Origin of the sequence: Natrinema sp. DC36, assembly GCF_020405225.1 — an archaeon.
GTDB lineage: Archaea > Halobacteriota > Halobacteria > Halobacteriales > Natrialbaceae > Natrinema.
On sequence record NZ_CP084472.1, the window covers coordinates 2636655 to 2661465 of the forward strand.

Sequence of the window (24811 nt, forward strand, 5' to 3'; positions counted from 1 at the left end):
GTCCGTGAGTCGGCGAGCGTCTGCCGGGTCAATCAGGCACCAACGTTAGGGACCGACTTCCCGCCAGAACCCGTATGACCGAGAGGCGTTGCGGTTACGTCACGAGCAGTAGCGGAGTGAACGACGCCGGCGCGGTCTGTTGCTGGCGACCCACGTGGGAGGACGCCGATCGGTGCATCTGGCACACCGAGACCGTCGTTCCGACGGCGGCGTACGAACGGGAGCGGCCGGAGCCGAGCGAGCGGCTCGACGGAGCGGACTTTCGGGGAGCATCATTGAGCGGAGCGTCGTTTCTCGCCGGCCGGTCCCTCGTCGGCGCGGACTTCACGGACGCCGTCCTCGACGGCGCCGATCTCTCGGAGGCGGACCTCCGCCGAGCGACGTTTCGAGACGTCGATGCGCACGGAACGTCGTTCCGGGAGGCGAACCTTCACGACGCGGTGTTCGTCTTCGCCGACCTGCGCGGCGCGGACTTCCGGAATGCGAGGCTCTACCGTGCCGGCCTGACTGACCTTCGGATCAATCTCGAGACGGCGTTCGGCGAGCGGACGGTGTACGAGGACGAGATCGATCGAGTGTCGACCGAGGGCGCGGAGCGGGCCGACTCCGCACAGTGGGTCTACCGCGAACTACAGCGACTCTACGACGAGAACGCGTTCCCCGAACGGGTTCACACCTACTACCTGCGCGAGATGGACCTCCGGCGGCGGCAGGCCTGGCGGGTCGGAAACTACCTACAGGCGTTCAAGCTCGCCGGCTCGCGCTGGGTCATGCTGTACGGGACGAGCCCGTGGCGAGTCGTAACGACGTCGCTGCTCTTGATCCTCGTCTGCGCGGGACTCTATCCGCTGACCGGCGGCATTCAAGAGGTCGGGACCGACAGTGCGGTCACGTATCAGATCGACGACCCCACCGATGCACCGAGGTGGCTCCTCGTTCAGGCGTTCCTCAAGAGCCTCTACTTCAGCGTCATCACCTTCGCGACGCTCGGCTACGGCGACATCCAGCCCGTCGGGGGCTGGGCCCGCGCCATCGCTGGTGTCGAAACCCTGCTCGGATCGCTCCTGATGGCGCTGCTGGTGTTCGTCCTCACGCGAAGCGTCCACTACTAGGGCTACGGCGACCCGATCCGAATCGGCCCTCGAGGCCGTCGCTCGGGCATCGAATCGGGGCACGGTACGCCGTCGTCGCACGGAAATCGCTACTGCGTCGGCCGATGTGGCAGCTCTCGAAGTCGCTCCTCGAGCGAAACCTTGACGATCGAGCGTGCGATTTCGAGACCGCCTTTCAGCGGATCGAGTTTCGTCTGGCCGGCGCGCTCGCGGTACGCGATCGGGTGTTCGCGAACGTCGTAGCCCCGAAGCAGCGGGCGAATCAAGAGTTCGGCCGAGAGACCGGTGTTCTCGGTCCACTCGATCGATTCGACGACGTCGCGGCGGTAGGCCCGCATGCCGGTCGTCGTGTCGTGGACGCGGGTACCCATCAGGAGGCTCGCGATCGCCGCGAACGCGTGATTCCCGAGACGGTTGAACGCCGGCATCGCGTCGGCCCCGTGGTAGAGCCGATCGCCGCTGACGACATCGTAGCCGTCGTTGATCAGCGCGAGGAACTCCGGTAGCTGCTCCATCGGATACGTGTCGTCGCAGTCCGTCGTGACGACGATCGGCCGATCTGGCTCCAAGATCGCCGCGCGCACGGCGACGCCGTACCCCTGTGGCTCCTGTTCGATGACCGTCGCGCCGTGTTCACGGGCGATCTCGGGGGTGCGGTCCGCGGAGCCGTCAACGCAGACGACCTCCGCCTTCCCGTTGGTAACGTCCTCGATATCCGAGAGCACTGTCCCGATCGCTTCCTCCTCGTTGTACGTTCCCATGACGACGCTGAGATCGTCGAAGGTGTACTCGTCCTCGTTGCTGCCGTCCGTTCGTTCGGAGTCCGCTCCGCTACTCATTGGTGGTACTCTCTGCTCGCTGTATTTATGATTTTAGGTTCGCCTAAAGAAATCCGTATATACCAGCGATATTCTAAAGGGTATTTACTTGTAGATGGAAAGCAACTGTTATAACCTTTAAATTCGATTCAAACAAACAGTGTCAGATGCTTTGTTTGAGCCTCAATCGGAAGAATGAGACGGATAGTAGTGCGTATATATTGCGGCAAACGTGACGAAAGCCGCAAGCGAACCAACTATTACACCTGTCCAATTTGGATACGGGATTCCTACCCAGGATAATACCATCATGGCTACTTGAGCACCAAGAGACATACAGATAATAACTACCAATCCTAGTATGAATCGTGTCACTGGGTTTTTTTCAACCGAATTAGGGAGCATATATGAGTGTGCATTTTCAAGTGACATCAATCTTTTTGATCTAAGAAACACTGATTAGGCATTATTATTTCTACTCTTGATTTTATTTAGTTCTTCATCAAATGAATTTAGGTTCTGTCAGCTATTTGATCTGCAGTCTTCAGCGCGAGCGCCGCGATCGTCAGCGTCGGGTTCATCGCCCCGGCGGTCGGGAAGACGCTGCTCGAGGCGATCCAGCAGTTCTCGATGTCGTGCGTTCGGAGGGTCGGATCGACGACGCTCTCGTCGGGGTCGGTGCCCATCCGTGTCGTTCCCATGTGGTGGTTGGTCGGGACGGTGTTTCCGGGCCCCTCCTGCCAGGTGATCTCGGCACCCAGTTCGTCGAAGACGGTCTCCTGAATCTCGTTCGCTCGCTCGATCGTCCGCTCCGCTCGATCGCCGACGGTCCAGTGGACGTCCGGAACCGGATTTCCGCGGTCGTCGGTTCGGTCGGGGTCGAGTCCGATGTAACTGTCCTCGCGGGGGAGTTGCTCGATCAGCGCGCCCATGGCGATGTGGGTGCCGTAGTCGCCTCGGATCCGCTCGAGTAAGTCGTCGCCCCAGTCGTCGCCGGTCAGCGCCATGCCGACCGGCGAGGGGCCGGCGAAGTTGAAGAATTCGAGTTTGAAGGGCGCGTACTCCGCGTCGGCCTCGTCGTAGAACTGGTGGGACTCGCTGGTCAGGAAGCCGACGTGGTTCTGCCGGGTCGGCTCGTCGAGGACGCCGAACGTGCCCGCAAACGAGTGTTCCATGAAGTATCGGCCGACGAGCCCGCTCGAGTTGGCCAGCCCGTCGGGGTAGTGACTCGACTCTGAGAGGAGCAGGAGCCGAGGCGTTTCGACGCCGCCGCAGGCGACGACGAAGTCGTCGGCCTCCTGCCGATGCCGCTCGTCGTCGGGCGTGGCGTAAACTGCCGCCGAAATCGAATCGGCACCGTGCTCGAGGCGCTGGACCGGCGCGCGGTCGATGACGGTCGCGCCCTTGCGCTCGGCGCGCTCGACGTGGACCGTCGCGTCGTACTTCGCGCCGGAGGGACAGACCGGTCGACAGGTGCCGTAGCCGACGCAGGCGCCCCGGTCGTCGTAGCTCTCCGAATTGCGCGCGTTGGGCACGGAGTGCATCGCGATCTCGAGTTCGTCGCAGACCTCGGCGAACAGCGAGTCGCTGTAGGAGGGCGGAAACGCGGGCATCGGATGAGGCTCCTCGCGGGGCGGTGCGAAGGGGTTGTCGGCGGCACCGGCGATCCCTAGTTCCCGCTCGGCGGCGGCGTAGTACGGACGGAGGTCCTCGTAGTCGATCGGCCAGTCCGTCCCGACTCCGCGGGCGCTCCGGGAGTTAAAATCGTCTTCGTGGAGCCGCATCACCATCCCCTGCCAGTGCAGCGTCGACCCGCCGACGCCCTTGACCCGGGCGCGGTTCAGCGGATAGTGTCGCTCACCGGAGGCCGAGTACGCGTCGCGCTCCGGGTCGCCGTCCCAGACGGTCGGGCGACCGTACGCCGGTCTGATCGCCCGCTCCTGTCTGGCGAGCCTGTCGGCCGGATCGAACCGCGGCCCGGCCTCGAGGATCACGACCTCGCGGCCGGCCTCGGCGAGTCGATCCGCGACGATCCCGCCGGCGGGACCCGCACCGATTACGCAGACGTCAGCGTCTTCGACGGGCGTGCGATCGGCATCGTCGTCGGTGATCGGCTCCGCCGACTCGGCGGGCGGTCGACTGCCGCTCACGTACCGGATCCCCGCTGGTAGCTCTCGAGCCCGCCCGGGTGGCCGATCGGGTTTTCGATACCGGCTAACTCGCCGCCCGTCGGCGAGGTGTACAGCGCCAACAGTAGCTCGTTGACGACGTAGTAGCGCATCCGTTCGGCGGGCCGTCCCGCGGGATCTTCGTCGGCGGTATCCGCACCCACCTCCCGCAGACACCGGTCCCGGTCGTCGTGGGACAGTGCCGGAAAGCGATCGCCGAACCACTGTTCGGCGCGCTCGTTCAGTTCCGCGACCGCGGCATCCACGTTCGTCGCGTGCGTCCGGTCTTCGAGCCGTCCCTCGAGGAAGGCCTCGACGAACGTCGTCGTACCGGTGACCGCGCTGGGATAGACGACCTCGGCGACCGCGACCAGCGTCTCGCGAATCCGCTCGATGTCGATATCGGCCGACGGATCGCCGTCACTCCCGTCGGAGGCCGGTCCGGTCGGGGCCGCACAGCCCGATAGCGTCCCGCCGCCGACGCCCAGCGCGGCCAGCGCGGCGACCGCGTCTCGCCTGGTCAGCTCCATGCGCATCGATTAGGCAAACCTAAACCTTATACTCGTTGGAACGAGACGCTCGAGTATCGACTGACCGGTCGCGCAGCCACGATTGCTGTCGACCGGAGCAGGCGAACGCGGTCGATCGCCGGTCACGAGAAACGATGGGCGGGCGGAAACCGCCACCTATTCCGCCGTGTCCGACTGACCGTCTTCGTACGCACGCACACCCTTCCAGTCACACTCCAGACGCCCCATCTATGAGATCACTCCTCTCACGACGACGCGAGACGACCGACGGACCGCCGCTCGGACTGTTGCTCCTGTCCGGTGTCATCGCCGTGGGCGTACTGTTCCCGCTCACGTATCTCGTATTCGAAGCGATAACCGTCGATACGGGCCGGCTCTGGGAGATGCTCGCCCGTCCGCAAACCGCGACGATCATCACGAACAGCCTCCTGCTCATGACCGGCGTCACCGTGCTTTCGGCGCTGATCGGCGTCCCACTGGCGTGGCTCACCGTCCAGACCGATCTTCCCTTCCGCCGGTTCTGGTCCGTCATCGTCGCCCTCCCACTGGTCGTCCCGAGCTATATCGGCGCGTTCGCCTTCGTCTCGGCATTCGGTCCGCAAGGCGAGTTTCAGTCGATTCTCGAGCCCCTCGGCATCCAACAGTTACCGGAAATCTACGGGCTCCCGGGTGCGACGCTCGTCATCACGCTCTATACGTATCCGTACGTCTACCTGACGGCTCGAGCCGCGCTCCTCTCGTTCGACACGACGCTTCTCGACGCCGCCCGGACGCTGAACCACGATACGTGGGCCGCCTTTCGCCGCGTGACACTCCCGCAGGTCCGTCCCGCCGTCGTCGCCGGCGGCCTGCTCGCGGCGCTGTACGCCGTCTCCGACTTCGGGACGCCGGCGATCATGCAACTCCCCGTCTTCACGCAACAAATTTTCCTCGAGTACCGATCGTTCGGCCGGGATTACGCGGCCTTCCTCTCGCTCCAGTTGCTCGTCATCGTCTTGGCCGTTATCGTCCTCGAGTGGTGGGCCCGGCCCGATCGGACGGTCCAGGGCGACGGCTCCGAGGGCTCGAGCGGTCCCGTCGTCGAACTCGGCCGGTGGCGCTGGCCGGCGACGCTGTTGCCAGCGGGCGTCACTGCCCTCGCGTTGCTGGTCCCGCTGTGGATCCTCGGGCTCTGGCTCGTGACCGCCGATCCCGACGCGCGGCCGTCGCTGGCCTTCGAGCTCGAGTACGCGGTCAACTCCGTGATGGTGGCCGGCGCGGCTGCGCTCGTGGCCGTGCTCGTCGCCCTGCCGATCGCGTACGTCGCGGCCAGATACGACTCGCCGCTGTCGACGATCTTCGAGCGATCTACCTACGTGGGCTTCGCCGTCCCGGGGATCGTCCTCGGGCTCGCGCTCGTCTCCTTTGCGACGAGCTACGAGGAGACGATCCGTCAGATGGACGGACTCACTGCACTGCCGGCGCTCTACCAGACGATTCCGCTGCTGGTGTTCGCCTACGTTATCCGATTCATGCCCCAGGCAGTCGGCTCGATCCGAACCACGACACTGCAGGTCGATACGAAACTGGTCGAGGCCGCACGGACGCTCGGCGAGACGCCGCTTCGCACGTTCCGAAAGGTGACCCTCCCCCTTATCGCACCGGGCGTGACTGCCGGCGCGGCCCTCGTCTTCCTGACGACGATGAAAGAGCTCCCGGCGACCCTGCTCTTGCGACCGACCGGCTTCGAAACCCTCGTCACGATCATCTGGAAAGCACAGGGCGAGGCGTTCTTCCAGTACGCCGTGATCCCCTCGCTGTTGTTGCTCGTCGTCTCCGGACTCTCGCTGCTCGTGCTCCTCTCGCAGGGCGGGCGCGAAGGGCTCTGAGATCGCCCATTCTGACCCGTTCTCGAGGATTCGACGGCGACTATAGTAGCCACTGCAAGTCAATGCACACCTGATCGCACGATAGCTGTGCGATCAGTGTGTAAATAGTTGCAGTTGTTACTATACCGACTCCTCAGAGCGGCTCGACCAGCGACGGCTCGTCCGTCGTCGGGTCGTTCACCGCCGTCGAGACCGGATGCGCGTCCATCCCGTCGGACGGGTGAGGCTCGAGTACCTCGCGACCGGCGTCACCGGAGAGCCACCGCCGCTCGGCGTCCGGCTCGAGGATCACCGCCATCCGGTGGTGGAGATCCGCGACGAGGTCGTTCGGCTCGGTCGTGATAATCGCGAACGTCTCGAGCGGGCCGGAATCGGGTTCCTCGTCGACGCCGCCGCCGAACGCGCCGAGGCCCGTCTGGGTCGTTTCCGGTTCCCAGCGCTCCCAGAGGCCGGCCATCGCGAACACCCGGTCGTCCGCGAACGTAACTCGATGCGGCTGCTTCCCGTCGTCCGTCTCGACCCACTCGTAGAAGCCGTCTGCAGGAACCAGACATCTCCGTTGCTCGTACGCCGCCTGGAAACTCGGTTTCTCGTCGACGGACTCCGCCCGCGCGTTGATCAGCCCGCCGCTGTCGTCGTCGGCCCACGACGGCATCAGCCCCCACTCGAGGCGCTGGAACGTCTCCGGCTCCTCGTTCGTGATCACCGGCAGCTCCTGACCCGGAGCCATGTTGTATCGGGGGGCAAAACTCGAGGGCTGGAACTCGGCGTCGAAGCGCGTCTCGAGGTCCTCCTGCTCGACGATGAGCGTGTAGCGACCGCACATACTCGATCATCGAGTCGCCAGGCCAAAGAGTTGTCCAGTCGCTGTCTCCGAGACATTTCAGTAGCGATCGGACTCGCGGTTCGCTGCTGCGTGACGCCGCGAAATATCAGTCCGGTACAGGCCCGTTCACAGTAGTATGAAGCGCTTACCCCGATTCGGGCGGCCGGTACGGGCCCCGTTACGATATCCGATCCCGGTGGAGTCACTAACGGGGTCATCATGAACGACCAGTACGAAATGGTGGTGTGTCAGAGCGGCAATCTGGAACTGAGAGATCCGGATGACCCCGACTGCTGGATCGCGACCGATTCGCCGATCGAAATCGAGCAGTAACGCGCTCTCCTCGTACCCCTCCCCTTCCGACCGCACTCAGTCGATCGGTAGCGACGTTGATAGCCACCGCTACCTGGTGTGAGAATCGTGAAAATACCAGGACAGGGATTTGAACAGATGCGAGACGATCGGCCTCACCTCGTTCGGCCGCGTGCGACTCGCGTGTTCAAATCCCGACGTTTGCGTTTCGTCGAAATCGCGACTCGCTCAGCTACGCATCGCTCGTCGGTCGATTTCGACAGAAACGCCAGGACAGGGATTTGAACCCTGAATCCCAAAGGGAACACGCTTTCCAGGCGTGCGCCTTACCATTCGGCCATCCTGGCTCAGGTCATCCTAACCGCGTCCGTTGTTTAACTGTTACGAGATGTGCTCACTCCTTCGCGCGATTCGCCGCCCGCGCGGCGAGCCGCGGCTCGAGCAGGGACGCACCGACCCCCGATCCGAGACCGACCAGCAGTCCGAGCACAAGCGCCTGCGCGATCGTGACGATCGGTTCGGCGAGCAGTGCGTAGCCCTGAACGAGCACCAGGAACGAGAGGAATCCGACGAGCCCCCACAGGAACGCGGATTTCGCCCGCGGGTCGATTCCCATCGCACCGGACGGATAGCCACTCACGCCGGATTCACTCGGCTTCCTCGACGGATGCGATGGCTTCGATTTCGACGCCGACGCCTTTCGGAAGCGCGGCAACCTCGACGGCGCTGCGGGCCGGCGGCTCGTCGTCGAAGTAGTCGGCGTAGGCCTCGTTCATCGCCTCGAAGTCGTCGATATCCTCGAGGAAGACGGTTACTTTGAGGATGTCCTCGGAAGCCGCCCCCGCTTCGTCGAGGACGGCGTCGAGGTTGTAGAGGGCCTGATCGGTCTGGTTCTCGATGGACTCGTCGTCGAGCAGGTTACCATCTGCCGTCATGGGAATCTGACCGGCGGTGAACACCAGCGAGCCGTCGCTGGTCGCCTGGCTGTAGGCACCGACCGCGGCCGGCGCGTCGTCGGTTTCGATAATGCGTTTCATGCTCACAGTCTCGCACCGAACTGGCTTAAAAGCGGGCGAAGTCCCCGTCCCCGTTGCTGTCTCCGAGACGACGATACGCGACACGGGAAAGTGTTCAGTAGGCGGTTGTAGAAACAAGGCGATCCAGCCGAGATCTCCCCGTTAGGCGAGCACGTCGACCTCGTAGCCCGCATCCCGGAGCGCCGTCAGGAACTCGTCGACGTGGTCGGGACCGCGCATCTCGAGTTCGAGTTCGACTTCGGTGTCGCTCATCTCGACGTCGCGGGAGGTGTGATCGTGGTGGATGGCGTAGATGTTCGCGCGGTGGGCGGTGAAGATGTCCAGGAGGTCGTCGAGCGCGCCGGGACGGTCCTTCAGGACGGTCCTGATCTTCAGATAGCGGCCGGTCTCGACCAGTCCGCGGACGATGACGTTGGCGAGCGTGTTGAGATCGATGTTCCCGCCGCAGAGCGCGGGGACGATGACCTCGTCCTCGACGTAGTCGAACTTCTCGAACAGGACGGCGGCGAGGGGCACTGCGCCAGCGCCCTCGACGAGAGTCTTCGAGCGCTCGAGCAGGTAGACCAGCGCGACGGCGATCTCGGGATCGGAGACGGTGACGACCTCGTCGACGTACTCCCGAATGTAGGGGAACGTCCGCTCGCCGATACTGCGGGTCGCGATCCCGTCCGCGATCGTATCGACCTCGTCGATCGAGACGCGCTCGCCCTTCGCGAGGGACGCGGCGGCGCTCGAGGCACCGTCGGCCTGCACCCCGATCACTCGCGTGTCGGGTTTTTGCTCCTTGATCGCGACCGCGATGCCGCTGATGAGCCCGCCGCCGCCGATCGGGACGACGACCGTTTCGACCTCCGGGCAGTCCTCGAGGATTTCGAGGCCGATCGTCCCCTGGCCGGCCATGATGTACTCGTCGTCGAAGGCGTGGACGTAGGTCCGGTCCTCCTCGCGCTCGAGTTCGTGGGCGCGCTCGGCGGCCTCGTTGTAGTCCCGCCCGGAGAGGACCACCTCCGCGCCGTAGCTCTTGGTCGCCTTGACCTTCGAGATCGGCGCGTGTTCGGGCATGACGATCTTCGAGTCGACGCCCGATCGCGTGGCCGCGAGCGCGACTCCCTGCGCGTGGTTGCCCGCGCTGGCCGTCACGACGCCCGCCTCCTTCTGGGCCGCCGAGAGCGTCGCGATTCGGTTCGTCGCGCCGCGGATCTTGAACGCGCCCGTCCGCTGGAAGTTCTCCAGTTTCAGGCGGATATCGGCCCCGGTCATCGACGAATAGGTGTGCGAGTGCTCGAGGGGCGTGTGTCGAGATGTCTCTCGTACTCGCTCGCGCGCCTCGAGAATATCCGAGTGTTCGAGCATACGCTCGTCTACTCGGGACGAGGTGTAAGGATTACTGTCGGGGATCGGGGGAGCCGTGTCGGGCCCGCCACCGTCCCCCCAACAGCGATGTGCTGCAACATGGCAGCACGACAGGGAATACAGGGAATGCACGGCGTGTGACGTGCGACTGGAAAAGGGGACCCGGAGTATATAAATCTCATGCACCCGCGGCGAAAGTGAAACCGCCAGACGAGAGCGGGATAGACGGGTCGTCAGACGGAGGACAGACGGGCGTCATTCGTGATCTCGTACCACAACATCGCTCCGTGAAACGAGCGTTCGAACGCGCTCGCGGAGCGGCCCGTCCCCCGGCCACGTCGCGCCGACACCGAGCCGCTCCGGATCGCCGACGTACACCCAGCACCGCTCGCCGTCGGTGCCGGCCGCGCCGGTCACCGGCACCGCGACGCGGACGTACAGCCCGGTCTCGACGCCCTCGTACCGGTCGAGTCGCTCGAGGCCCGTATCGTCGACCGCAAGTAGCCGCCCGTCGACGCTGCCGCCGGGCACGAGCGTCGGATACCGACCGTCGACCCGGTGGAGCCCCTCGAGCGTCGCGCGGCCGGCAAACTCGTAGTGGGCGTCGTCCCCGAGGACGGTCGCGACTCGCTCCCGTTCGGTCAGCGTTCCGTAAACGAAAACGGCCATATCGGTTGTCGTAGCTCGAGCGACTTGCACGTACCGACGTTCGATCGATCCCGACACGACTGTCGGACAGAAGATCGAGCGCTATCTATTCTGCATCCAGTTTCCCCTCGGCAGGGAAAACCCACCGACGCGAATGCGCCTCAGTTTCGAAACGGTGATATAGAGTAGCAAGGCCCCAAAGAAGGTTGCAGGCGTCAACACGAGATGCCAGAGGATCGTATGTCGTATCTCGTACCCGCTCGCACTGAGCGCCTCGGCTCCTTTCTCGAGAACGTATAACACGGGCGGATGTGCAACGTAAATACCGACGGCATAATTCCGTCCCCACGACGGGACCGCGGTGGACGCTCCGAGATCCGGTCGAGAGAGGAGGAAGACGAACAGCGAGACGGCAACCAGCGCAGTTCCGACCGTATAACTCGCCCAATAGACGCCCTGCGAAACGGTACTTTCCGTGATGACGTAGCCCAGGACGTATCGTTCACCGATATGGAGCCCGCCGAAGAGGACGGTCACTCCGAGGTAGAGCGTGCTTCGATCGGTATCCGGCTGCCATTCGCGCGAGTAGATGGCGTAGCCGAGGCTCGTGTAGAAGAACCCGAAGAACAGTCCGTCTCTGATCGCGAACGGGATATCCACGAACATCGTATAGCTCGAGCCGAGCAGTCCGACGAGATGGAATCCGAGCGAAATCGGCAACAGATACGCACTCAGACCGAGATTCGTACAGAGATAGATGAACAGGTACGAAAAGAGTAGCGCCGGGAAGAACCACAGTATCTCGGAGACGGACGTCCCGTAGTAAATCAGTTCGATCGGGGACACGAACGCAGCCAGCTTGTGGATGACGCTGGTTACGATATCGCGATTTTCGACGCTGGCCTGGACGGCCGTTCCCGCGAGGAAAATCGGAAACGTGAGCAGTAGCCCGAACAGATAGAGCGAAGAGATACTGGATACTCGATCGAGAAACTGGGGAGTCGGATCGCTGCGAGCGATTGTGAGGGCGAAAAAATACCCGGACGCCATGAAGAAGAACGGGACTGCGAACCGCGCGGTAGATTCGATCAGGAAGTTAGCGAGATTGCCGGACAGCCCGAGCCCCTCGAACGGATTCGTGTGTATGACGACGACGCCGACCATCGCAACGATTCGCATCGCGTCGATACTGGAGATGCGCTCAGACATTATTCGGGCTCGAATCCGTTTCGTTCGTGATTTCTCGATTCGGGTGAACGGTCCGCTGACCCACGAAGCGTTCAGTAGGATCGTAATCCGGTTTGCCGCAGTTTCGCGTCTGCGTGCCCGAATATAGCGAGTACGCTGCTCCGTCGGACGTGATCCGGGGGAGAGACGACCTCACAGTCTCAGTTCGTCCTCTCATACGGCTCGTCAGACCGTGTACAAGCTGAATAAGGACAGTCACCGTTTACACGCTACCCACGGATTTGCTCGAATTACATCCAGTTAGACAGTGTTTAGCGTCTGACTATCATCCCAATCGATCGAAACGAATACTGTTTCGAGATAGCGTTCCCACGGGTAGCGATAGCTGACGGAGAAAACTACCGAGTCGTTTGTCGCGATCGAGACACAGCTGCGCGTCGAGTAACCACCCTCGGAATCGAGCGGATCGGGACGACTTCCGCAACGCACCACTGACCGGTGCTTCGCTCCCGCGGGGTCGTCGCGCCTCACGACGACCGCAAGCGATTTCGACGGAATCGCCTCCGCGGGTATAATCGAAGCCGGTCCTCGAGGACGGTCGTGACCCGCTTCGGCTCGGTCAGCGTTCCGTGGACGACGAGCATCTGGACCGTTTCGGTTTCGGGACCTTGCTTAGCCGTTCCGATCATAATTCTTGAAATTCATTTTCAAAGACCACACAAGACACTTATACAACTGGTTGATGGGGTCTGACATGAACCGCGAGTCCCTCCTGGCCGTTGCGACGCTCGTGGTCGTGATCGGGGCGTTCACGACCCTCGCGCTCGCCGGCGCGGTGTCCGATCCCGGCGCGTCCGAGACGGCCGGCAACGTCGAGGACGGCGGTCGCGTCTCGCTGACGGAAATCACGATCAGTGCCGACGAAGTCACCGGCGGGACGGCCACGCTCGCCGTCGACACCTACCTCGAACACCGCGGCAATCCCGTCAGGAACGTCACCGTCGTCCATCGGGCGACCGATACGAAGACCGGTCTCGTCGAGGACACGACCGAACGTGACGTCGAGACGCTGACCGACGAATCCGAAGTCGTCGTCTCGGGGACGGTCGACGTCCCTCGAGAGAGTAGCTACGAGATCGAAACGTTCGTCTACCGGGACGGAACGCGAACCGAGTCCGCCAGCCACACCGTCGAGGGTGTCGACGCGCTGACGCCCGCCTACGCCGACACCGACGTCGAGTTCCACCGCTTCGGCGGCGACTCCGGCGGGAGTCTCGCGGACGTCCCCGCGGTCGGCTACTCCATCGAGTCGACGACTGCCGACGCGGCGACGCTGGCCGTCGACAGTTACCTCACCAATACGGGCGACGACGCCGAAGCGGACCTCGAACTCGAGGTGAGCGCTCGCCAGTCGGATTCGAGCGTCGTCGCCGACTCCGCGACTGCCGAGCTAACGACGATCGAACCAGGAACGACCGCGTCGCCGACCGTCGATCTCGAGGTTCCCCAGGAGTACGACTACTACCTCGATGCGGTCCTCTGGCGGGACGGTACCATCGTCGGTACTTACCGCTCAGTCGCCAACCTCGGGCCGGGCTCGCTGTCCGTCGACAAAACGGGCAGTGAAGGCGGTCTCGAAGTGAGCGATTTCACCGGTAACTCGGACAGCGCCGCAGACGACGGAGGCGCCGAGTCCGACGGCAACGCGAGCGAGGACTCGAGTGCGGACGGGACACCCGGCTTCGGAGTCGCCGTCACCGCCGCTGCTCTGCTCGCGGCGATCGCGTTCGCACGGAGGTTCCAATGACTGACACACCGACACCGACACAGACCGAGACGTCGATCGAGGCAGATGGAACGATCGACCAGCAGGACCGGCAGACGGACGCGTCTCCGACGGCTGGAGCGGCTACCACCACCGGGCTCGATCCCGGCTCCGACAGGATCATACGCTATCTCGCCTGGGGCGCGCTCGGTATCTGTTCACTGCTGGCCGTCTTCGCTCTGATCCAGTTCTACGGCAGCGTTACCGAAACGATCGAGCTCTGGGTCGACCCGAAATACCAGCCACTGATCCGCGCCGCGTTCAATCTCGCCGTGCTGCTGCTGTCGCTGATCGGCGTGTCGTTGCTGGCTCGCGAGTTGCATTACGGGAGCGAGTAAACGGCGACACGCGTTCGACCGTCCGACGGAAATTCGATCGGTGGTGGATCGCTTCGTGAACGATGAGAGCAGTCCCGACAGCAGACTGCGACCGGACCCGGTACCCGACCGGCCGGCTCGGTCTCGAGCGGTCGAGACTCACGCGGCGCGAAGCGACGACGTTCGGACCCCTTGCTATCGAACGGCGTGACGGGTGCGGAACGAAAACCGACGGGCTCGAGTGCAGTTATCGCTCTTCGAGCGGGACGAACTCCTGATCCTGCGGCCCGGTGTAGCGGGCGCGCGGGCGGATGAGTCGGTTGTTCTCCTGGTACTCGAGGACGTGGGCGATCCAGCCGCCGGCGCGGCTCATGGCGAAGATGGGGGTGTACATGTCGATCGGGATGCCGAGCTGGTAGTAGACGGAGCCGGAGTAGAAGTCGACGTTCGGGGCGATCCCCTTCTCGCCGAGCCCCTTCTCGTCGGTGAGGTACTGCTCGATGGTGGTGGTGTAGTTGTACCACTTGTCCTCGCCGTTTTCGGCGAGTTCCTTGCTTCGTTCTTGGAGGATCTTCGCGCGGGGATCCTTGACGTTGTAGACGCGGTGGCCGAACCCGGGGATGCGCCGGCCCTGCTCGGTCGCCTGTTCGACCCACTCGCGGTGGTCGAGGTCGCTCTCGTCGATCTCGATGAGGACTTCCATGACGTCCTGGTTCGCGCCGCCGTGGAGCGGCCCGGAGAGAGCGCTAATACCGCCGGTGACGGCGCTGTAGATGTCGGCCATCGTCGAGCCGATAACCATCGAGGTGAACGTCGAGGCGTTCAGGCCGTGGTCCGCGTGGAGGATGAGCGCCTGATCGAAGGTTTCGGCCGCGATGTCGTCCGGCTCCTCGCCGGTCAGCATGTAGAGGAAGTTCGCCGCGAGACCCAGATCCGGGCTGGGATCGACGGGGTCCTCGCCGAGGCGGTAGCGCTCGAACGCTGCGAGCGCGGTCGGGATCTTGGCGGTGATCCGACGCCCCTTCCGAAGCGTCGCCTCGAGGTCTTCGGGGTCGGCGTCGTCTTCGGGTTCGTAGGCCGAGAACATCGAAACCGCAGTCCGCAGTGCAGCCATGGGCTGCTCGTCGGCCGCGGCGAGCTTCTCCATCGTCGCGAGGACGTCGTCGTCGACCTCGCGTTCGTCCATGAGCGCGGCCGTAAACGGCTCGAGCTCGTCCTCGGACGGCAGGTGACCGTTCCAGAGCAGGTAGAGCACCTCCTCGTAGCTCGCGCCGCGAGCGAGGTCTTCGATCGTGTAGCCGCGGTAGATCAGTCGACCGGCATCGCCGTCGATCGAACTGAGTCCCGATTCGGCGACCAGCACACCCTCGAGCCCTTTCTTGAGGTCGTCAGACATACTCAGGGATTTCGGACCCCAATGGAAAAGTATTATCGTTTATCGGGTGACGGCGGTCGGCACGTCGAATGTTCATATTTTGCCGGTTTTACGACTACAGACGAAGGCTTGTTTCGTGATCAAACGAACGGACAGTCAGTCGATACCCGGGCGAATTACTATAATTGTCTTTCGTGATAGGGCGGTCACGAGTCCAAATCGGTTACGACAGCGAGTATTCATCGAAGGTCGTCCGTATTCTCACCCTGAAAACTAGTCCGTTTTAGAAACAATGGAGAGGAGCTCGAGGGCGATGTCGTCGTGAGGGTGTGACTCGAGCCGATCACCGGGACTCGAGCCGATCGAAACCGGAGTCCCGCGTCGTCACCCTTTTTGAAGCGCTTTTCGAAGAACGACCGGTAATGGATCGGTCGTACTGGCGAACCGTGTCGCTCGTGACGCTGTGGCAGGTTTCGGCGAGCATCTGCTACTACACGGTCTTCGCCGCGACGCCGTTGTTCCGGGACGAGTTCGGACTGTCCCGGTTCGCGGTCGGACTCGTGGTGACGACGCTCACTCTCGGCTACGCCGTCTTCCTGTTGCCACTGGGTGCGCTGACCGACCGGTTCGGCGAACGGCTGACGCTGACGCTCGGCCTCGTCGGTCTCGCGACGGGCAGTCTCCTGGTCGCGGGCGCACCGACGTACGCCCTGTTGCTCACGGCGGTGTTCATCCTCGGATCGCTGTACGGGACCGCGATCCCCGGGACGAACAAGGCGGTCTTCGACCGGATCGAGCCGGGCCGCCAGAACCTCGCGATGGGGATCAAGCAGGTCGGCGTCACCGGGGGGAGCGGTATCAGCGCGCTCCTGGTCACCGGTCTCGCGGGAGCGCTCTTTCCCCGAGCCGGTTTTCTCGTCGCCGCGGGAGTCGGCGCGGTCGTCGCCGTCGTGTTTTACGTCGGCTACTCGAGCGGCGGCGGTAGCGGCGTGGCCGACTATCCCGACTTCGGCGCGTTGCTCTCGAACCGGCCGTACGTCGTGTTGACGACCGCCGGCCTCTTTCTCGGGGCGGCCCTCTTCACGACCACCGGCTACACGGTCCTCTACGTCGAGGAGTCCATCGGCGCGTCCGTCGCGTTCGGCGGCGTCGTCCTCGCGCTCGTCCAGCTGTTCGGGAGCGTCGGCCGCGTGCTGACCGGCTGGCTGAGCGATGTCTTGCCGGGAGAGCCCCGCGTCAGAATCGGATCCCTGCTCGTCGCCCAGTCGCTGGGCAGCGCCGTTATGTTCGTCGTCGTCGCGTCGACGACCACCGAGCGCGGCGCGGCGATCGCGTTCGGCCTCCTCGGGTTTTTCGTGCTCGGCTACACCGGCGTCTACTACTCCGTCATGGCGACGCTGGTCAGCGCGGACGAGATGGGCGGCGCGACCGCGGGCGGCCAGCTCGCGCTCACCAGCGGTGCGCTCGTCGCACCGCCTGCCTTCGGCTATCTCGCCGATACGGTCGGCTACCGGGCATCGTGGCTCTTTCTGGCCGCTCTCGTCACCGTCGCGGCAGGCCTCCTCGTACAGGTCGTCCGCACTCAGCCATCGGTCACGGATCCCGCCGCAGCCGACGTCGCCGAGAAGTAGTCGCTCGGGTGGAACGCGACCAGTGCGGCACGCCAGCCTAGTCGAGTTCTTCGACGAGTTCGACGACGTAGCCGTCGGGATCCTCGATAAACGCGACGCGGACGCCGATCTCGTCCATCGTCGTCGGCTCCGTCTGGACCGGCGGATCCGCCCGCTCGAGCACTCGCTCGAACGTCTCGTCGGTGCTATCGACGCCGACCGCGACGTGGGCCATCGTCCCCGAGTCGATCTCCGGCCCGCCCGCGAGATCGTACTTGAACTGGAACTCCCCGTTCTCGCCGCCGATGTAGACGTTTTCGACGCCGTCACCGCCGGTGAACGACCAGTTCTCCTCGAGTCCGAGCCCGTCGATGTAGAACTCGCGCGTCCGCTCGATGTCCGATACCCACAGCGCGGTGTGAATGACGTCCATACCCGGGAGCACACGGCCGATGATCAAAGAGATACTGGGACCGAGGCGACGAGAGCGGAGACCGTCGACTGGGTCGGCCGACGCTCACTGCCGGTCGCGGTCCGCCTCGAGGATCGCGTCCATCAACTTCGTCTGAGCGGCCGCAAGGTGCTCGGTGAAGGTCGATCGGGCGACGCCGAGTTCCTCGGCCACGTCGGTCGCGTTGGCGCCCTTCGGATAGTCGAAGTAGCCCATCTCGTGGGCCGTATCCAGAATCTCCCGCTGGCGAGCCGTGAGTTCGTCTCGGTTGACGACGACCGGATCGGCGGAACCCTCCTCGTGGTCCTGTGAGAGTTCCTCGACGACGACGCCGTCGAAATACGCCCGCAACTCGTCGACGATCTCGGCGACCTCGGTGAGTTCGAACGTGCGAAACGAGAGCAGCAGTGCGCCGTCCTGGGCGCGGACCGACGAGACCGGCGTTCCCGTCGTCTCGACGATTTCGCAGGCGCAGTCGGCGGACTCGTCGCGTTCGAACCGGTAGATCGCCTCTCGATCGTTGGACTGGATCGGCGTCACCTCGACGTCGGAATCCCCGTCGACCGAGGCCTCCGGCGAGACGCCGAACTCTTCGACGATCGTTCCCTCGGCCGTCGGCTGCGACGACCGGGAGACGGAATCGACCGGCTCGTCGGTACCCCCAGAGACGTCGGCGACCGGACAGTCCGCCGGATCGTGGACGACGACCGTCGCTCGAAAACCCGTCATACTCCGTGGTACGTCCGCACGCGTGATAACCGGGACCGGGAATTCCCATCGGGTGGCAATTCCTCGAGCGCCGCCCAGGTCTCTCTCGAGCCCCTCGCGGGCGATTATAGTCGAACGGAAACGGTCCGTTCGGCCGCTTCAACGGTCGTGGTACCACGACCCTCGGAAGTGTTATCCCCGGGCCGGCCTTACGTTTGTTTGTAATGGCAGAAGGTAAGGTTGATTTCTTCAACGACACAGGCGGCTACGGTTTCATTGAGACGGACGACGAGGACGACGACGTTTTCTTCCACATGGAAGATGTTGGCGGTCCGGATCTCGAAGAAGGCACGGAGATCGAATTCGATATCGAACAGGCCCCCAAGGGCCCGCGCGCGACGAACGTCACGCGCAAGTAAACGACGTCGCCTCGAGCGACGCTGAACGAACATTTTTATCGACGAGCCAAACCAGTAGTGCGATCGCCGTCCTCACAACTGCTCACGAGAGACGACCAACGAGGCAACTGAGCGACGGTAACCGCGGAGAACGCGAACGAACGGCTTCGACTCGAGAGTAGTCGCAGTGTCGAAGACAGGACGAGACTCGTTGTCCAGTGAGCGACTCTAGAGCTTCTGGCCCAGTTTTTCGCGGCTGATGTGGACGCCCGTCGGCGTGATGATCATCTGATCCTCTCCCTTCCGGACGATGTCGCCGTCGACCTCCTGGGCGACCTGGCGCAGTTCGTCCACGATGTGTTCGACGGTGCTGTCCTCGGTCCGCAGGCGCGTGATATCCGCGATGACGATATCGCCGTCGTAGACGGCGTCTTTGATATCGATCGCGTCGGCCTTCGTGCCGACCTCCGCGATGTGTACCTGCATCGTCGCCTCGGCCGACCCCATGGAGGCGTCCTCGAGGTCCAATTCGGCGTAGTCCTCGACGGTTCGGGACTGGTTCCCGCCGAGAATTTTGCTCATCAATCCCATACCGGAGAGAGTCCGTCGCCGTCTGTATAGTTCTTACGTCAGACGTGAGCGTTCGCTCGCCGGAACCGCGCTGCGATGTCGTCTCGCTCACAGTTGCTTTTTTATTTCTTGGCGAAGCGCGTGTAATCGATGACGTTCAGCATCTGCGTCTCCGAAGCCTACGAAACCGACGACGGGGAACGCCACCGCCGGTTCGGCGTCGCGGTCACGACGCGACTCCCGGGCGTGGGAACGCTCTGTCCGTTCGTGAGCGAACGCGCCGCCGTCGCGACCCAGAGCCTGGTCAACGTCGAGCTCGGCGAACGCGGGATCGACTACGCCGACGACGGCCTCGCCGTCGACGACGCGCTCGAGGCCCTGCTCAACGCCGATGATGGCGCACCCCAACGGCAGGTACACGGCGTCGACAGCGAGACGACGTTCGCCTTTTCGGGCGAGGAGTGCGTCGAGTGGTACGGCCACCGCGAGGGCGACCACTACACCGTCGCTGGGAACATGCTGACCGGAGAAGACGTCCTCGAGGCGGCCGCCGACGCCTACGAGGCGACCGCGGTCCACGACACCGTTGACCCGTCGACCGGCCCGACGGCCGTCACCGAAGACGTCGACGCCGATCCCCTCGCGAAGCGGTTGATCGACGTGCTGGCGGCCGGCGACCGCGAAGGCGGGGACAAGCGCGAGGAACTGCCGATCCAGAGCGCGGCGGTCGTCGTCGAGACGACCGAAGACCACGACCTCGAGCCGCCGTACAACGACCTGCGGATCGACGCGACCGAGACGCCGATCGCCGATCTCCGCGAGACGTACGAACTCGCAGAACGGGGCTACCGGGACACCCTCGCGCAGTACGAGGGGGCGTTCGAAGCGGATTCGCTGGAGGAGGCCGCGGAGTGATGGGGTCGAGCGATTCGCTCAGTTCGCTCCTTCCCAGTACGGAGAACTGAGCGTGCGCGGTCGGTTCAGAATCGAGTGACCTGCCGTCGTTGAGCGGACTACCCGGTGAACTCGTAGAGTTCGTCGCCGACGTGGTGAAGCGAGTCCACCACTTTTCCGTCGTCGCCGACCATGTCCGCGCCGTCGACGCGGGCGCGGCCGACCGCGAGCACCTTCCCGTGGGACTCCTCGGCGATGACGACCAGATCGTCCGGCGAGATGTCGTCGGTCGCGTCCGTGATCCCGGGTCGCATCACGTCCGCGCCGTCGCTGACGAACGAGACGGCACCCGCGTCGACGGTCACCAGTCGCTTTTCGGGCTCGTAGGCGTTGGCCCCCCTGACCGTCAGGAACGGTTCCTCGTCGAAGTACGCGACCCGCGGCTCGCCGTCGATGAGGACGACCTCCCAGTCGGTTTCCTCGAACTCGACGCGCTCGTATGCGTCGCCCTCGGACGAGACGCCGAGTTGGTCCTCGAGCGTCTCCTCGAGATCGGACACCGCGTCGCTGCGGAGGTGGTGTCGAGACTTGACCTGCATACCCGTGCTACCGCCCGTACGCATTTAATAGATAAGATTCGAAGTCGCGGATCGGTCGACGAGGTGAGAGAGGGCCGTGGACGCCGGACCGGCGCTCGAGCGGGCCGGGCGTCGGGAACGGGGAAACCACTATCCCGATCCGTCTGGTAGTACGCCGGACTCGTCCGATGGCCAGCGAGTACGTCTTCATCAGCGACCTCCACATGGGCGGTGACGAACAGCTAACGGCGCTCGACTTCGAGGCGGAGCTCCTCTCGTTTCTCGCGGACCTCGAGGAGCGCGGCGGCGACGTCGAACTCATCATCAACGGCGACGCGTTCGGCCTGTGGGAGTACGCCGAGGTGACGGGACCGGCGAAACTCGAGCGGGTCATCGACGATCACCCGCGCGTGTTCGAGCAGCTCCGCGCGACCGGTGCAGAGATCGATATCACGCTCATCCCGGGCAACCACGATTACGATCTCGCCTGCCACGACTCCCACGTCGATCGCCTCGCGGAGTTCAACGTCACCCTCGAGCAGGAGATTTCGATCACTCGCGAGGTCGGCGACGGGCGAATCTGGATCGAACACGGCCAGCAACGCGACCCGAACAACCGGATGCCGGACTGGGGGAATCCCGACGCGCTCCCGGTCGGCTACTTCGTCGTCCAGCGAATCGTCGCCGCCGCCGGCCGCTACTCCGGATGGGCGAGAGGTGACTGGCTGCGCGATATTCAGTCGGTCGCCCCGATGGAAGAGATCCCGCGCTGGCTCCTCTCGAACTACTTCTACAGGGAAATGAGTCCGTTCCTGCGAGCGATCGTCGTCCCGCTACTGATATTTTTCAACCTCACGCTGCTCTACCTGTTCGGCACCGTCCTCGAGACGGTCGGCCTTCTTCCGGCGCAGTTTTTCACTGACAATCCCGTCGTCCAGGCGCTCGGCGTCGCCGCGATCGTCCTGGAACTCATCGTCGCCGTCAACCTCGTGATCATCGCCGTGCTGGCGCTGGTCGCGGTCCCCCTGTGGCTGTTCAGACGCGATCTCAGGCACACCCTCGAGCGCTTCGGCGTCGTCCTGTCGGGCGTTCACGTCGGGCAGGGCGACGAGCCCTTCCTGAACGCGGCCAGGGAGGTCTTCGAATCGAACCCCGACGTCGCCGTCTTCGTCTACGGACACACTCACCGCGCGTCGGTCACCGAGTGGGGCGATCGGGTCGTCGTCAACACGGGAACCTGGCTGAAGAAGCTCCAGCACGTCGAGACCCGGTTCTCGCGGTTGCCGGGGGTGTACTACCCCTCGTTCCGATTGAATTACGTCCGCATCTTCGCCGAGGGGGACCGCGTCGTCGTCGAGTACGAGGAGATCGAGACGGCGCAGTCGGTCGATCTCACCCGCATTCAGCGGCTGGTCGCGCGCCGTCCGCCGCGGCCGGTGCCGATCCCGGCGCGAACGGTGATCGATCCCGACGGACGGCTCGAGCTCCCCGAGGTGGAGTCGGATTCCGAACCCGACCTCGATCTCGACGTCAGCTCCGATGCCGGGTCGCGGTCCACATCCGTCGGCGAAGGTGTCAAACGTGCGGACGAGGGCGATCGCGTTGACGAGGAGCGCGAGCGATCCCGGTAGATCGGTTGCCCTGACCGTCAGGACGGGGAGACCAGTGTGCCAATCGCTAAGTGATCCCGCGCCGTCAGGCCGACCATGTGGCCCTCTCGGACCCGCACGGAGACGGTAACCTGTCTCGCCTGTGGCACCGAGCGCCCGCGCGACGAGGCCCGCGAGTACGACAAACACGGCGACCGCTGGGACCGCGACGACAAGACGTTCGAACACCTCTGTAAGTCCTGTCACCGCGACCTCTGTCACCACCCGCGCGACGAACTCGAGGGGCTGTTAGTCGATCTCGAGGCCGGAGCAACCGACCGGGAGCGCTTCCTCTCGCGGTATCTGCAGACCGTCGAGGAGCGATACGGCGCGCTCGAGGAAGAGTCGTAAGGCCGCGATCGGTGTGCCGCCGATATCGATTCGGTCCGCGCTGCGCTCGCGACCGATCACGCGCCTCACTGTCGGCGTTCCTCACCGGCCCTCGAGTTCCTCGTCGACCACGTCTCGGTCCGTCGTGGCCGACCAAGACGCGCCGTCGAGATCGAACTCGAACCGAGCACCGCCGTCGGCGCTCTCGGTAATCCGAATCGCCCAGCCGTGGCCGTCGGCGATCTGCGAAACGATCGCGAGACCGAAGCCGGATCCCGACGGGGACGTGGTGTGGCCGTACTCGAGGACGGACTCTCGCTCGTCGATGGGGATCCCCGGCCCGTCGTCTTCGACGAAAAATCCGTCGGGGTCGTGCCGACCCGAACGTTGACGCCGCTGCCGCCGTGTTCCACGGCATCCTGCTGAGTGGGCGAAGCAGGGTTCGTAGAACCGTGTTCTACGGCATTCCGGAACAGGTTTTCGAACAGGTGGAGCACCCGGTCGCCGTCGGCGACGATCACGCGATCGCCAGTGACGGTAAGCGTCGCCGCCGCGGTATCGACGTTCACCCATGCACGGTCGACGAGACGCTCGAGGTGGAGTCGCTCGGTGTCACCGATCGATTGCCCCGCACGGGCCAGCACCAACACCTCTTCGATGATCGTCTCCATGCGTTCGTGGGCGGTCGCGATCTCGTCGTGAGACGCGCAGTCGACGGACTCTCTGGCGACCTCGAGATACCCCTGCGCGACGTTCAGCGGATTTCGGAGGTCGTGACTGACGACGCTCGCAAACTGCTCCAGTTGCTCGTTCGCTCGGCGGATCTCGCGTTCGCGTTTCTTGCGTTCGGTAATGTCGCGAGTGTTCAGGACGATGCCGTCGACGAACGGGTCGTCGAGCAGGTTACTGCCGACCGTCTCGACGTCTCGCCACTCGCCGTCGGCGGTCCGAAGCCGATACTCCGCCCGATCGACGGTGAGCGAAGCATCGATTCCGGTCTGAAACTGCTCGACGAGTGATTCTCGATCGTCGGGATGGACGAACTCGAACGCCGACCGGCCCATCATTTCCGACGGCTCGAATCCCAGAACGCTTCGACTCGAGGGACTCTGGTAGCGAATTATCCCGCGGTCGTCGACCATCGTGATGAGATCGGACGCGTTTTCGATGAAGGACTGGTAGCGCTGTTCGACGGCGTGTTGCTGGGTAACGTCTCGAAGAAGGAGTAACCGAATCCCGTCGGCGTTCGAGAGCCGTTGTACCTGCACGTCGAAGAACCGGCGGCCGTCGTCGGCGTCGATGACGATCTCGGTCCGTCCCGTCGACGCCTCGGTACCGACGATGTGAGCGATCTCGGGGAAGACGTCGATCACATCCCGACCGACGAGGGAGGTGGCCCCGTCGCACGAGAGGCAGCGCCGAGCGGCCGCGTTGCCGTCTCGGATGCGGTTGGTTTCGTCGATCACGAGGAAGCCGTCGCGCATATCCTCGACGACTGCGGTGCGGGCGACGGGAGCGATATCCAGCAGGTGATGGCGATAGATCGCGACGGCGAACGCGAGCCCGGAGACGGTAAACGCGATGGGCGTCAGATCGAGGTCACCGATCGGTCCCAGACCGAGGAACCACACGATATTGGCGACCAGCGGAACGAGAATGGCGAACAGTACCGCGAGGGCCTGCTCCCGGTAGACGTGCTGTGATTCGTACACCGTCTTGAGCAAGAATCCGGCGCCGACGACGAGGAGACCGTACATGAACAGGACGTGAACGATCGCCATCGGTCCGAACGTTCGTTCCAGAACGACGAGGTCGCCGGCAACGGCGGTATCGAGGGGTTGCTCGTACAGGTGGCGGTACTGCGTCGCGTACAGGACGAACGCGACGGCGGGCTCGATCACGAGAACGAGAAGCGTCCGCCGAGAGAGCCACTTCTCGTTGCCCGAGTACGCGACGGCAAAGAAAAAACAGGAGAGCGAGACCAGCACGGCGCCGACGAATGCGATGCCCAACCAGACGCGTTTCGTCGGGACGTCGAGGCTCAGCAACTGCAACGCGTACGCGCCAGACCAGAGTGAACACCCGACGTTCAGGCCGACGAACGCACGGACGCTTGGCTCGTCCAGCACATCCGTCCGTTCGACCACGGTATAGAGGGCTAGTGCGGCCGAAATAATCATCGCCGAAAAGAGAATTCCAATGAACGGAAGGAGTTGCGAGGTGTACTGCCAGGCCATAGCGTCGAA

General features: G+C 63.9%; 24 protein-coding genes, 1 tRNA gene and 1 pseudogene. 9 read left to right on the forward strand and 17 right to left on the reverse strand.

The window, feature by feature from the left end:
- Positions 1–74: 74 nt before the first annotated feature.
- Positions 75–1112, forward strand: a complete 1038-nt coding sequence (locus LDH74_RS13730) for a pentapeptide repeat-containing protein (protein ID WP_226039278.1) — start codon at positions 75–77, stop codon at positions 1110–1112.
- An 89-nt stretch (positions 1113–1201) separates the two neighbouring features.
- Here the strand turns inward: LDH74_RS13730 and LDH74_RS13735 are convergent, their stop codons facing one another.
- From LDH74_RS13735 to LDH74_RS13745, 3 genes are all read right to left on the reverse strand, one after another.
- Positions 1202–1951, reverse strand: coding sequence for a dolichyl-phosphate hexose transferase (locus LDH74_RS13735; protein ID WP_226039279.1), 750 nt, complete (start codon positions 1949–1951; stop codon positions 1202–1204).
- A gap of 491 nt (positions 1952–2442) precedes the next feature.
- Complete coding sequence (locus tag LDH74_RS13740) at positions 2443–4080, reverse strand: GMC family oxidoreductase (protein WP_226039280.1); 1638 nt, start codon at positions 4078–4080, stop codon at positions 2443–2445.
- Positions 4077–4628 (reverse strand): gluconate 2-dehydrogenase subunit 3 family protein, encoded by a 552-nt coding sequence (locus LDH74_RS13745; RefSeq protein WP_226039281.1) that lies wholly within the window; start codon positions 4626–4628, stop codon positions 4077–4079. The genes LDH74_RS13740 and LDH74_RS13745 overlap by 4 nt, the downstream gene beginning before the upstream one ends.
- Positions 4629–4858: 230 nt before the next feature.
- On the opposite strand from LDH74_RS13745, the gene LDH74_RS13750 reads away from it, so the two are divergent.
- Complete coding sequence (locus tag LDH74_RS13750) at positions 4859–6496, forward strand: iron ABC transporter permease (RefSeq protein ID WP_226039282.1); 1638 nt, start codon at positions 4859–4861, stop codon at positions 6494–6496.
- A gap of 133 nt (positions 6497–6629) precedes the next feature.
- Here LDH74_RS13750 and LDH74_RS13755 read toward each other — a convergent pair whose 3' ends face one another.
- The 7 genes from LDH74_RS13755 to LDH74_RS13785 form a co-directional block, all read right to left on the reverse strand.
- Positions 6630–7322 (reverse strand): SOS response-associated peptidase, encoded by a 693-nt coding sequence (locus tag LDH74_RS13755; protein ID WP_226039283.1) that lies wholly within the window; start codon positions 7320–7322, stop codon positions 6630–6632.
- A 578-nt stretch (positions 7323–7900) separates the two neighbouring features.
- Positions 7901–7981, reverse strand: a tRNA-Ser gene (locus LDH74_RS13760).
- A 47-nt stretch (positions 7982–8028) separates the two neighbouring features.
- Positions 8029–8274 carry a hypothetical protein gene (locus tag LDH74_RS13765; RefSeq protein ID WP_226039284.1) on the reverse strand — a complete coding sequence of 82 codons (246 nt, stop codon included), beginning with the start codon at positions 8272–8274 and terminating at the stop codon, positions 8029–8031.
- Positions 8275–8281: 7 nt separating this feature from the next.
- Positions 8282–8671, reverse strand: coding sequence for a Rid family detoxifying hydrolase (locus LDH74_RS13770; protein ID WP_226039285.1), 390 nt, complete (start codon positions 8669–8671; stop codon positions 8282–8284).
- A gap of 141 nt (positions 8672–8812) precedes the next feature.
- Positions 8813–10024, reverse strand: a complete 1212-nt coding sequence (gene ilvA / locus LDH74_RS13775) for a threonine ammonia-lyase (protein WP_226039286.1) — start codon at positions 10022–10024, stop codon at positions 8813–8815.
- A 255-nt stretch (positions 10025–10279) separates the two neighbouring features.
- Positions 10280–10693, reverse strand: a complete 414-nt coding sequence (locus LDH74_RS13780) for a gamma-glutamylcyclotransferase family protein (RefSeq protein WP_226039287.1) — start codon at positions 10691–10693, stop codon at positions 10280–10282.
- Between the two features lie 81 nt (positions 10694–10774).
- Complete coding sequence (locus LDH74_RS13785) at positions 10775–11881, reverse strand: acyltransferase (protein ID WP_226039288.1); 1107 nt, start codon at positions 11879–11881, stop codon at positions 10775–10777.
- A 733-nt stretch (positions 11882–12614) separates the two neighbouring features.
- Here LDH74_RS13785 and LDH74_RS13790 point away from each other — a divergent pair.
- Positions 12615–13667, forward strand: coding sequence for a PGF-CTERM sorting domain-containing protein (locus LDH74_RS13790; RefSeq protein ID WP_226039289.1), 1053 nt, complete (start codon positions 12615–12617; stop codon positions 13665–13667).
- Entirely contained in the window at positions 13664–14023 is a 360-nt protein-coding gene (locus tag LDH74_RS13795; protein WP_226039290.1) for a hypothetical protein, read from the forward strand. Before LDH74_RS13790 ends, LDH74_RS13795 begins: the two co-directional genes overlap by 4 nt.
- A gap of 226 nt (positions 14024–14249) precedes the next feature.
- On the opposite strand, the gene citZ is transcribed toward LDH74_RS13795, so the two are convergent.
- Positions 14250–15398: a citrate synthase gene (gene citZ, locus LDH74_RS13800; RefSeq protein ID WP_226039291.1), complete on the reverse strand. Its 1149-nt coding sequence runs from the start codon at positions 15396–15398 to the stop codon at positions 14250–14252.
- 401 nt (positions 15399–15799) lie between these two features.
- Between citZ and LDH74_RS13805 the strand changes: the two genes are divergently transcribed.
- Positions 15800–17008, forward strand: coding sequence for an MFS transporter (locus LDH74_RS13805; RefSeq protein ID WP_226039292.1), 1209 nt, complete (start codon positions 15800–15802; stop codon positions 17006–17008).
- Positions 17009–17045: 37 nt separating this feature from the next.
- Here the strand turns inward: LDH74_RS13805 and LDH74_RS13810 are convergent, their stop codons facing one another.
- Both LDH74_RS13810 and LDH74_RS13815 read right to left on the reverse strand, forming a co-directional pair.
- Positions 17046–17420 (reverse strand): VOC family protein, encoded by a 375-nt coding sequence (locus LDH74_RS13810; protein WP_226039293.1) that lies wholly within the window; start codon positions 17418–17420, stop codon positions 17046–17048.
- Positions 17421–17504: 84 nt separating this feature from the next.
- Positions 17505–18167 (reverse strand): helix-turn-helix domain-containing protein, encoded by a 663-nt coding sequence (locus LDH74_RS13815; protein WP_226039294.1) that lies wholly within the window; start codon positions 18165–18167, stop codon positions 17505–17507.
- A 203-nt stretch (positions 18168–18370) separates the two neighbouring features.
- On the opposite strand from LDH74_RS13815, the gene LDH74_RS13820 reads away from it, so the two are divergent.
- On the forward strand, positions 18371–18565 hold the full coding sequence (locus tag LDH74_RS13820; protein WP_098725595.1) for a cold shock domain-containing protein: 195 nt from the start codon (positions 18371–18373) through the stop codon (positions 18563–18565).
- 207 nt (positions 18566–18772) lie between these two features.
- Here LDH74_RS13820 and sepF read toward each other — a convergent pair whose 3' ends face one another.
- Complete coding sequence (gene sepF, locus LDH74_RS13825; protein WP_226039295.1) at positions 18773–19135, reverse strand: cell division protein SepF; 363 nt, start codon at positions 19133–19135, stop codon at positions 18773–18775.
- Between the two features lie 129 nt (positions 19136–19264).
- Between sepF and LDH74_RS13830 the strand changes: the two genes are divergently transcribed.
- Positions 19265–20029 (forward strand): DUF1028 domain-containing protein, encoded by a 765-nt coding sequence (locus LDH74_RS13830; protein WP_226039296.1) that lies wholly within the window; start codon positions 19265–19267, stop codon positions 20027–20029.
- 98 nt (positions 20030–20127) lie between these two features.
- Here LDH74_RS13830 and LDH74_RS13835 read toward each other — a convergent pair whose 3' ends face one another.
- The gene (locus LDH74_RS13835; RefSeq protein ID WP_226039297.1) at positions 20128–20607 is read right to left on the reverse strand and encodes an RNA-binding protein; all 480 of its coding nucleotides are present in this window, start codon (positions 20605–20607) and stop codon (positions 20128–20130) included.
- Positions 20608–20774: 167 nt separating this feature from the next.
- On the opposite strand from LDH74_RS13835, the gene LDH74_RS13840 reads away from it, so the two are divergent.
- Positions 20775–22217, forward strand: coding sequence for a metallophosphoesterase (locus LDH74_RS13840; protein ID WP_226039298.1), 1443 nt, complete (start codon positions 20775–20777; stop codon positions 22215–22217).
- A gap of 75 nt (positions 22218–22292) precedes the next feature.
- Positions 22293–22586 (forward strand): hypothetical protein, encoded by a 294-nt coding sequence (locus tag LDH74_RS13845; RefSeq protein WP_226039299.1) that lies wholly within the window; start codon positions 22293–22295, stop codon positions 22584–22586.
- 81 nt (positions 22587–22667) lie between these two features.
- Here the strand turns inward: LDH74_RS13845 and LDH74_RS13850 are convergent, their stop codons facing one another.
- Entirely contained in the window at positions 22668–23138 is a 471-nt protein-coding gene (locus LDH74_RS13850; RefSeq protein ID WP_226042529.1) for a sensor histidine kinase, read from the reverse strand.
- Between the two features lie 113 nt (positions 23139–23251).
- Positions 23252–24802 (reverse strand): annotated as a pseudogene (locus tag LDH74_RS13855) (histidine kinase N-terminal 7TM domain-containing protein); the annotation flags it as partial.
- Positions 24803–24811 lie beyond the last annotated feature (9 nt).

Excerpts from the sequence above, each read along its gene's own strand:
- ilvA (WP_226039286.1), bottom strand. The coding sequence starts at position 10,024 with ATGCTCGAACACTCGGATATTCTCGAGGCGCGCGAGCGAGTACGAGAG.
- LDH74_RS13745 (WP_226039281.1), bottom strand. The coding sequence starts at position 4,628 with ATGGAGCTGACCAGGCGAGACGCGGTCGCCGCGCTGGCCGCGCTGGGC.
- LDH74_RS13845 (WP_226039299.1), top strand. The coding sequence starts at position 22,293 with ATGTGGCCCTCTCGGACCCGCACGGAGACGGTAACCTGTCTCGCCTGT.
- LDH74_RS13815 (WP_226039294.1), bottom strand. The coding sequence starts at position 18,167 with ATGACGGGTTTTCGAGCGACGGTCGTCGTCCACGATCCGGCGGACTGT.
- sepF (WP_226039295.1), bottom strand. The coding sequence starts at position 19,135 with ATGGGATTGATGAGCAAAATTCTCGGCGGGAACCAGTCCCGAACCGTC.
- LDH74_RS13795 (WP_226039290.1), top strand. The coding sequence starts at position 13,664 with ATGACTGACACACCGACACCGACACAGACCGAGACGTCGATCGAGGCA.
- LDH74_RS13840 (WP_226039298.1), top strand. The coding sequence starts at position 20,775 with ATGGCCAGCGAGTACGTCTTCATCAGCGACCTCCACATGGGCGGTGAC.
- LDH74_RS13810 (WP_226039293.1), bottom strand. The coding sequence starts at position 17,420 with ATGGACGTCATTCACACCGCGCTGTGGGTATCGGACATCGAGCGGACG.
- LDH74_RS13735 (WP_226039279.1), bottom strand. The coding sequence starts at position 1,951 with ATGAGTAGCGGAGCGGACTCCGAACGAACGGACGGCAGCAACGAGGAC.
- LDH74_RS13790 (WP_226039289.1), top strand. The coding sequence starts at position 12,615 with ATGAACCGCGAGTCCCTCCTGGCCGTTGCGACGCTCGTGGTCGTGATC.
- LDH74_RS13805 (WP_226039292.1), top strand. The coding sequence starts at position 15,800 with ATGGATCGGTCGTACTGGCGAACCGTGTCGCTCGTGACGCTGTGGCAG.
- citZ (WP_226039291.1), bottom strand. The coding sequence starts at position 15,398 with ATGTCTGACGACCTCAAGAAAGGGCTCGAGGGTGTGCTGGTCGCCGAA.
- LDH74_RS13820 (WP_098725595.1), top strand. The coding sequence starts at position 18,371 with ATGGCAGAAGGTAAGGTTGATTTCTTCAACGACACAGGCGGCTACGGT.
- LDH74_RS13770 (WP_226039285.1), bottom strand. The coding sequence starts at position 8,671 with ATGAAACGCATTATCGAAACCGACGACGCGCCGGCCGCGGTCGGTGCC.
- LDH74_RS13750 (WP_226039282.1), top strand. The coding sequence starts at position 4,859 with ATGAGATCACTCCTCTCACGACGACGCGAGACGACCGACGGACCGCCG.
- LDH74_RS13785 (WP_226039288.1), bottom strand. The coding sequence starts at position 11,881 with ATGTCTGAGCGCATCTCCAGTATCGACGCGATGCGAATCGTTGCGATG.
- LDH74_RS13835 (WP_226039297.1), bottom strand. The coding sequence starts at position 20,607 with ATGCAGGTCAAGTCTCGACACCACCTCCGCAGCGACGCGGTGTCCGAT.
- LDH74_RS13850 (WP_226042529.1), bottom strand. The coding sequence starts at position 23,138 with ATGGGTGAACGTCGATACCGCGGCGGCGACGCTTACCGTCACTGGCGA.
- LDH74_RS13830 (WP_226039296.1), top strand. The coding sequence starts at position 19,265 with ATGACGTTCAGCATCTGCGTCTCCGAAGCCTACGAAACCGACGACGGG.
- LDH74_RS13730 (WP_226039278.1), top strand. The coding sequence starts at position 75 with ATGACCGAGAGGCGTTGCGGTTACGTCACGAGCAGTAGCGGAGTGAAC.
- LDH74_RS13755 (WP_226039283.1), bottom strand. The coding sequence starts at position 7,322 with ATGTGCGGTCGCTACACGCTCATCGTCGAGCAGGAGGACCTCGAGACG.
- LDH74_RS13780 (WP_226039287.1), bottom strand. The coding sequence starts at position 10,693 with ATGGCCGTTTTCGTTTACGGAACGCTGACCGAACGGGAGCGAGTCGCG.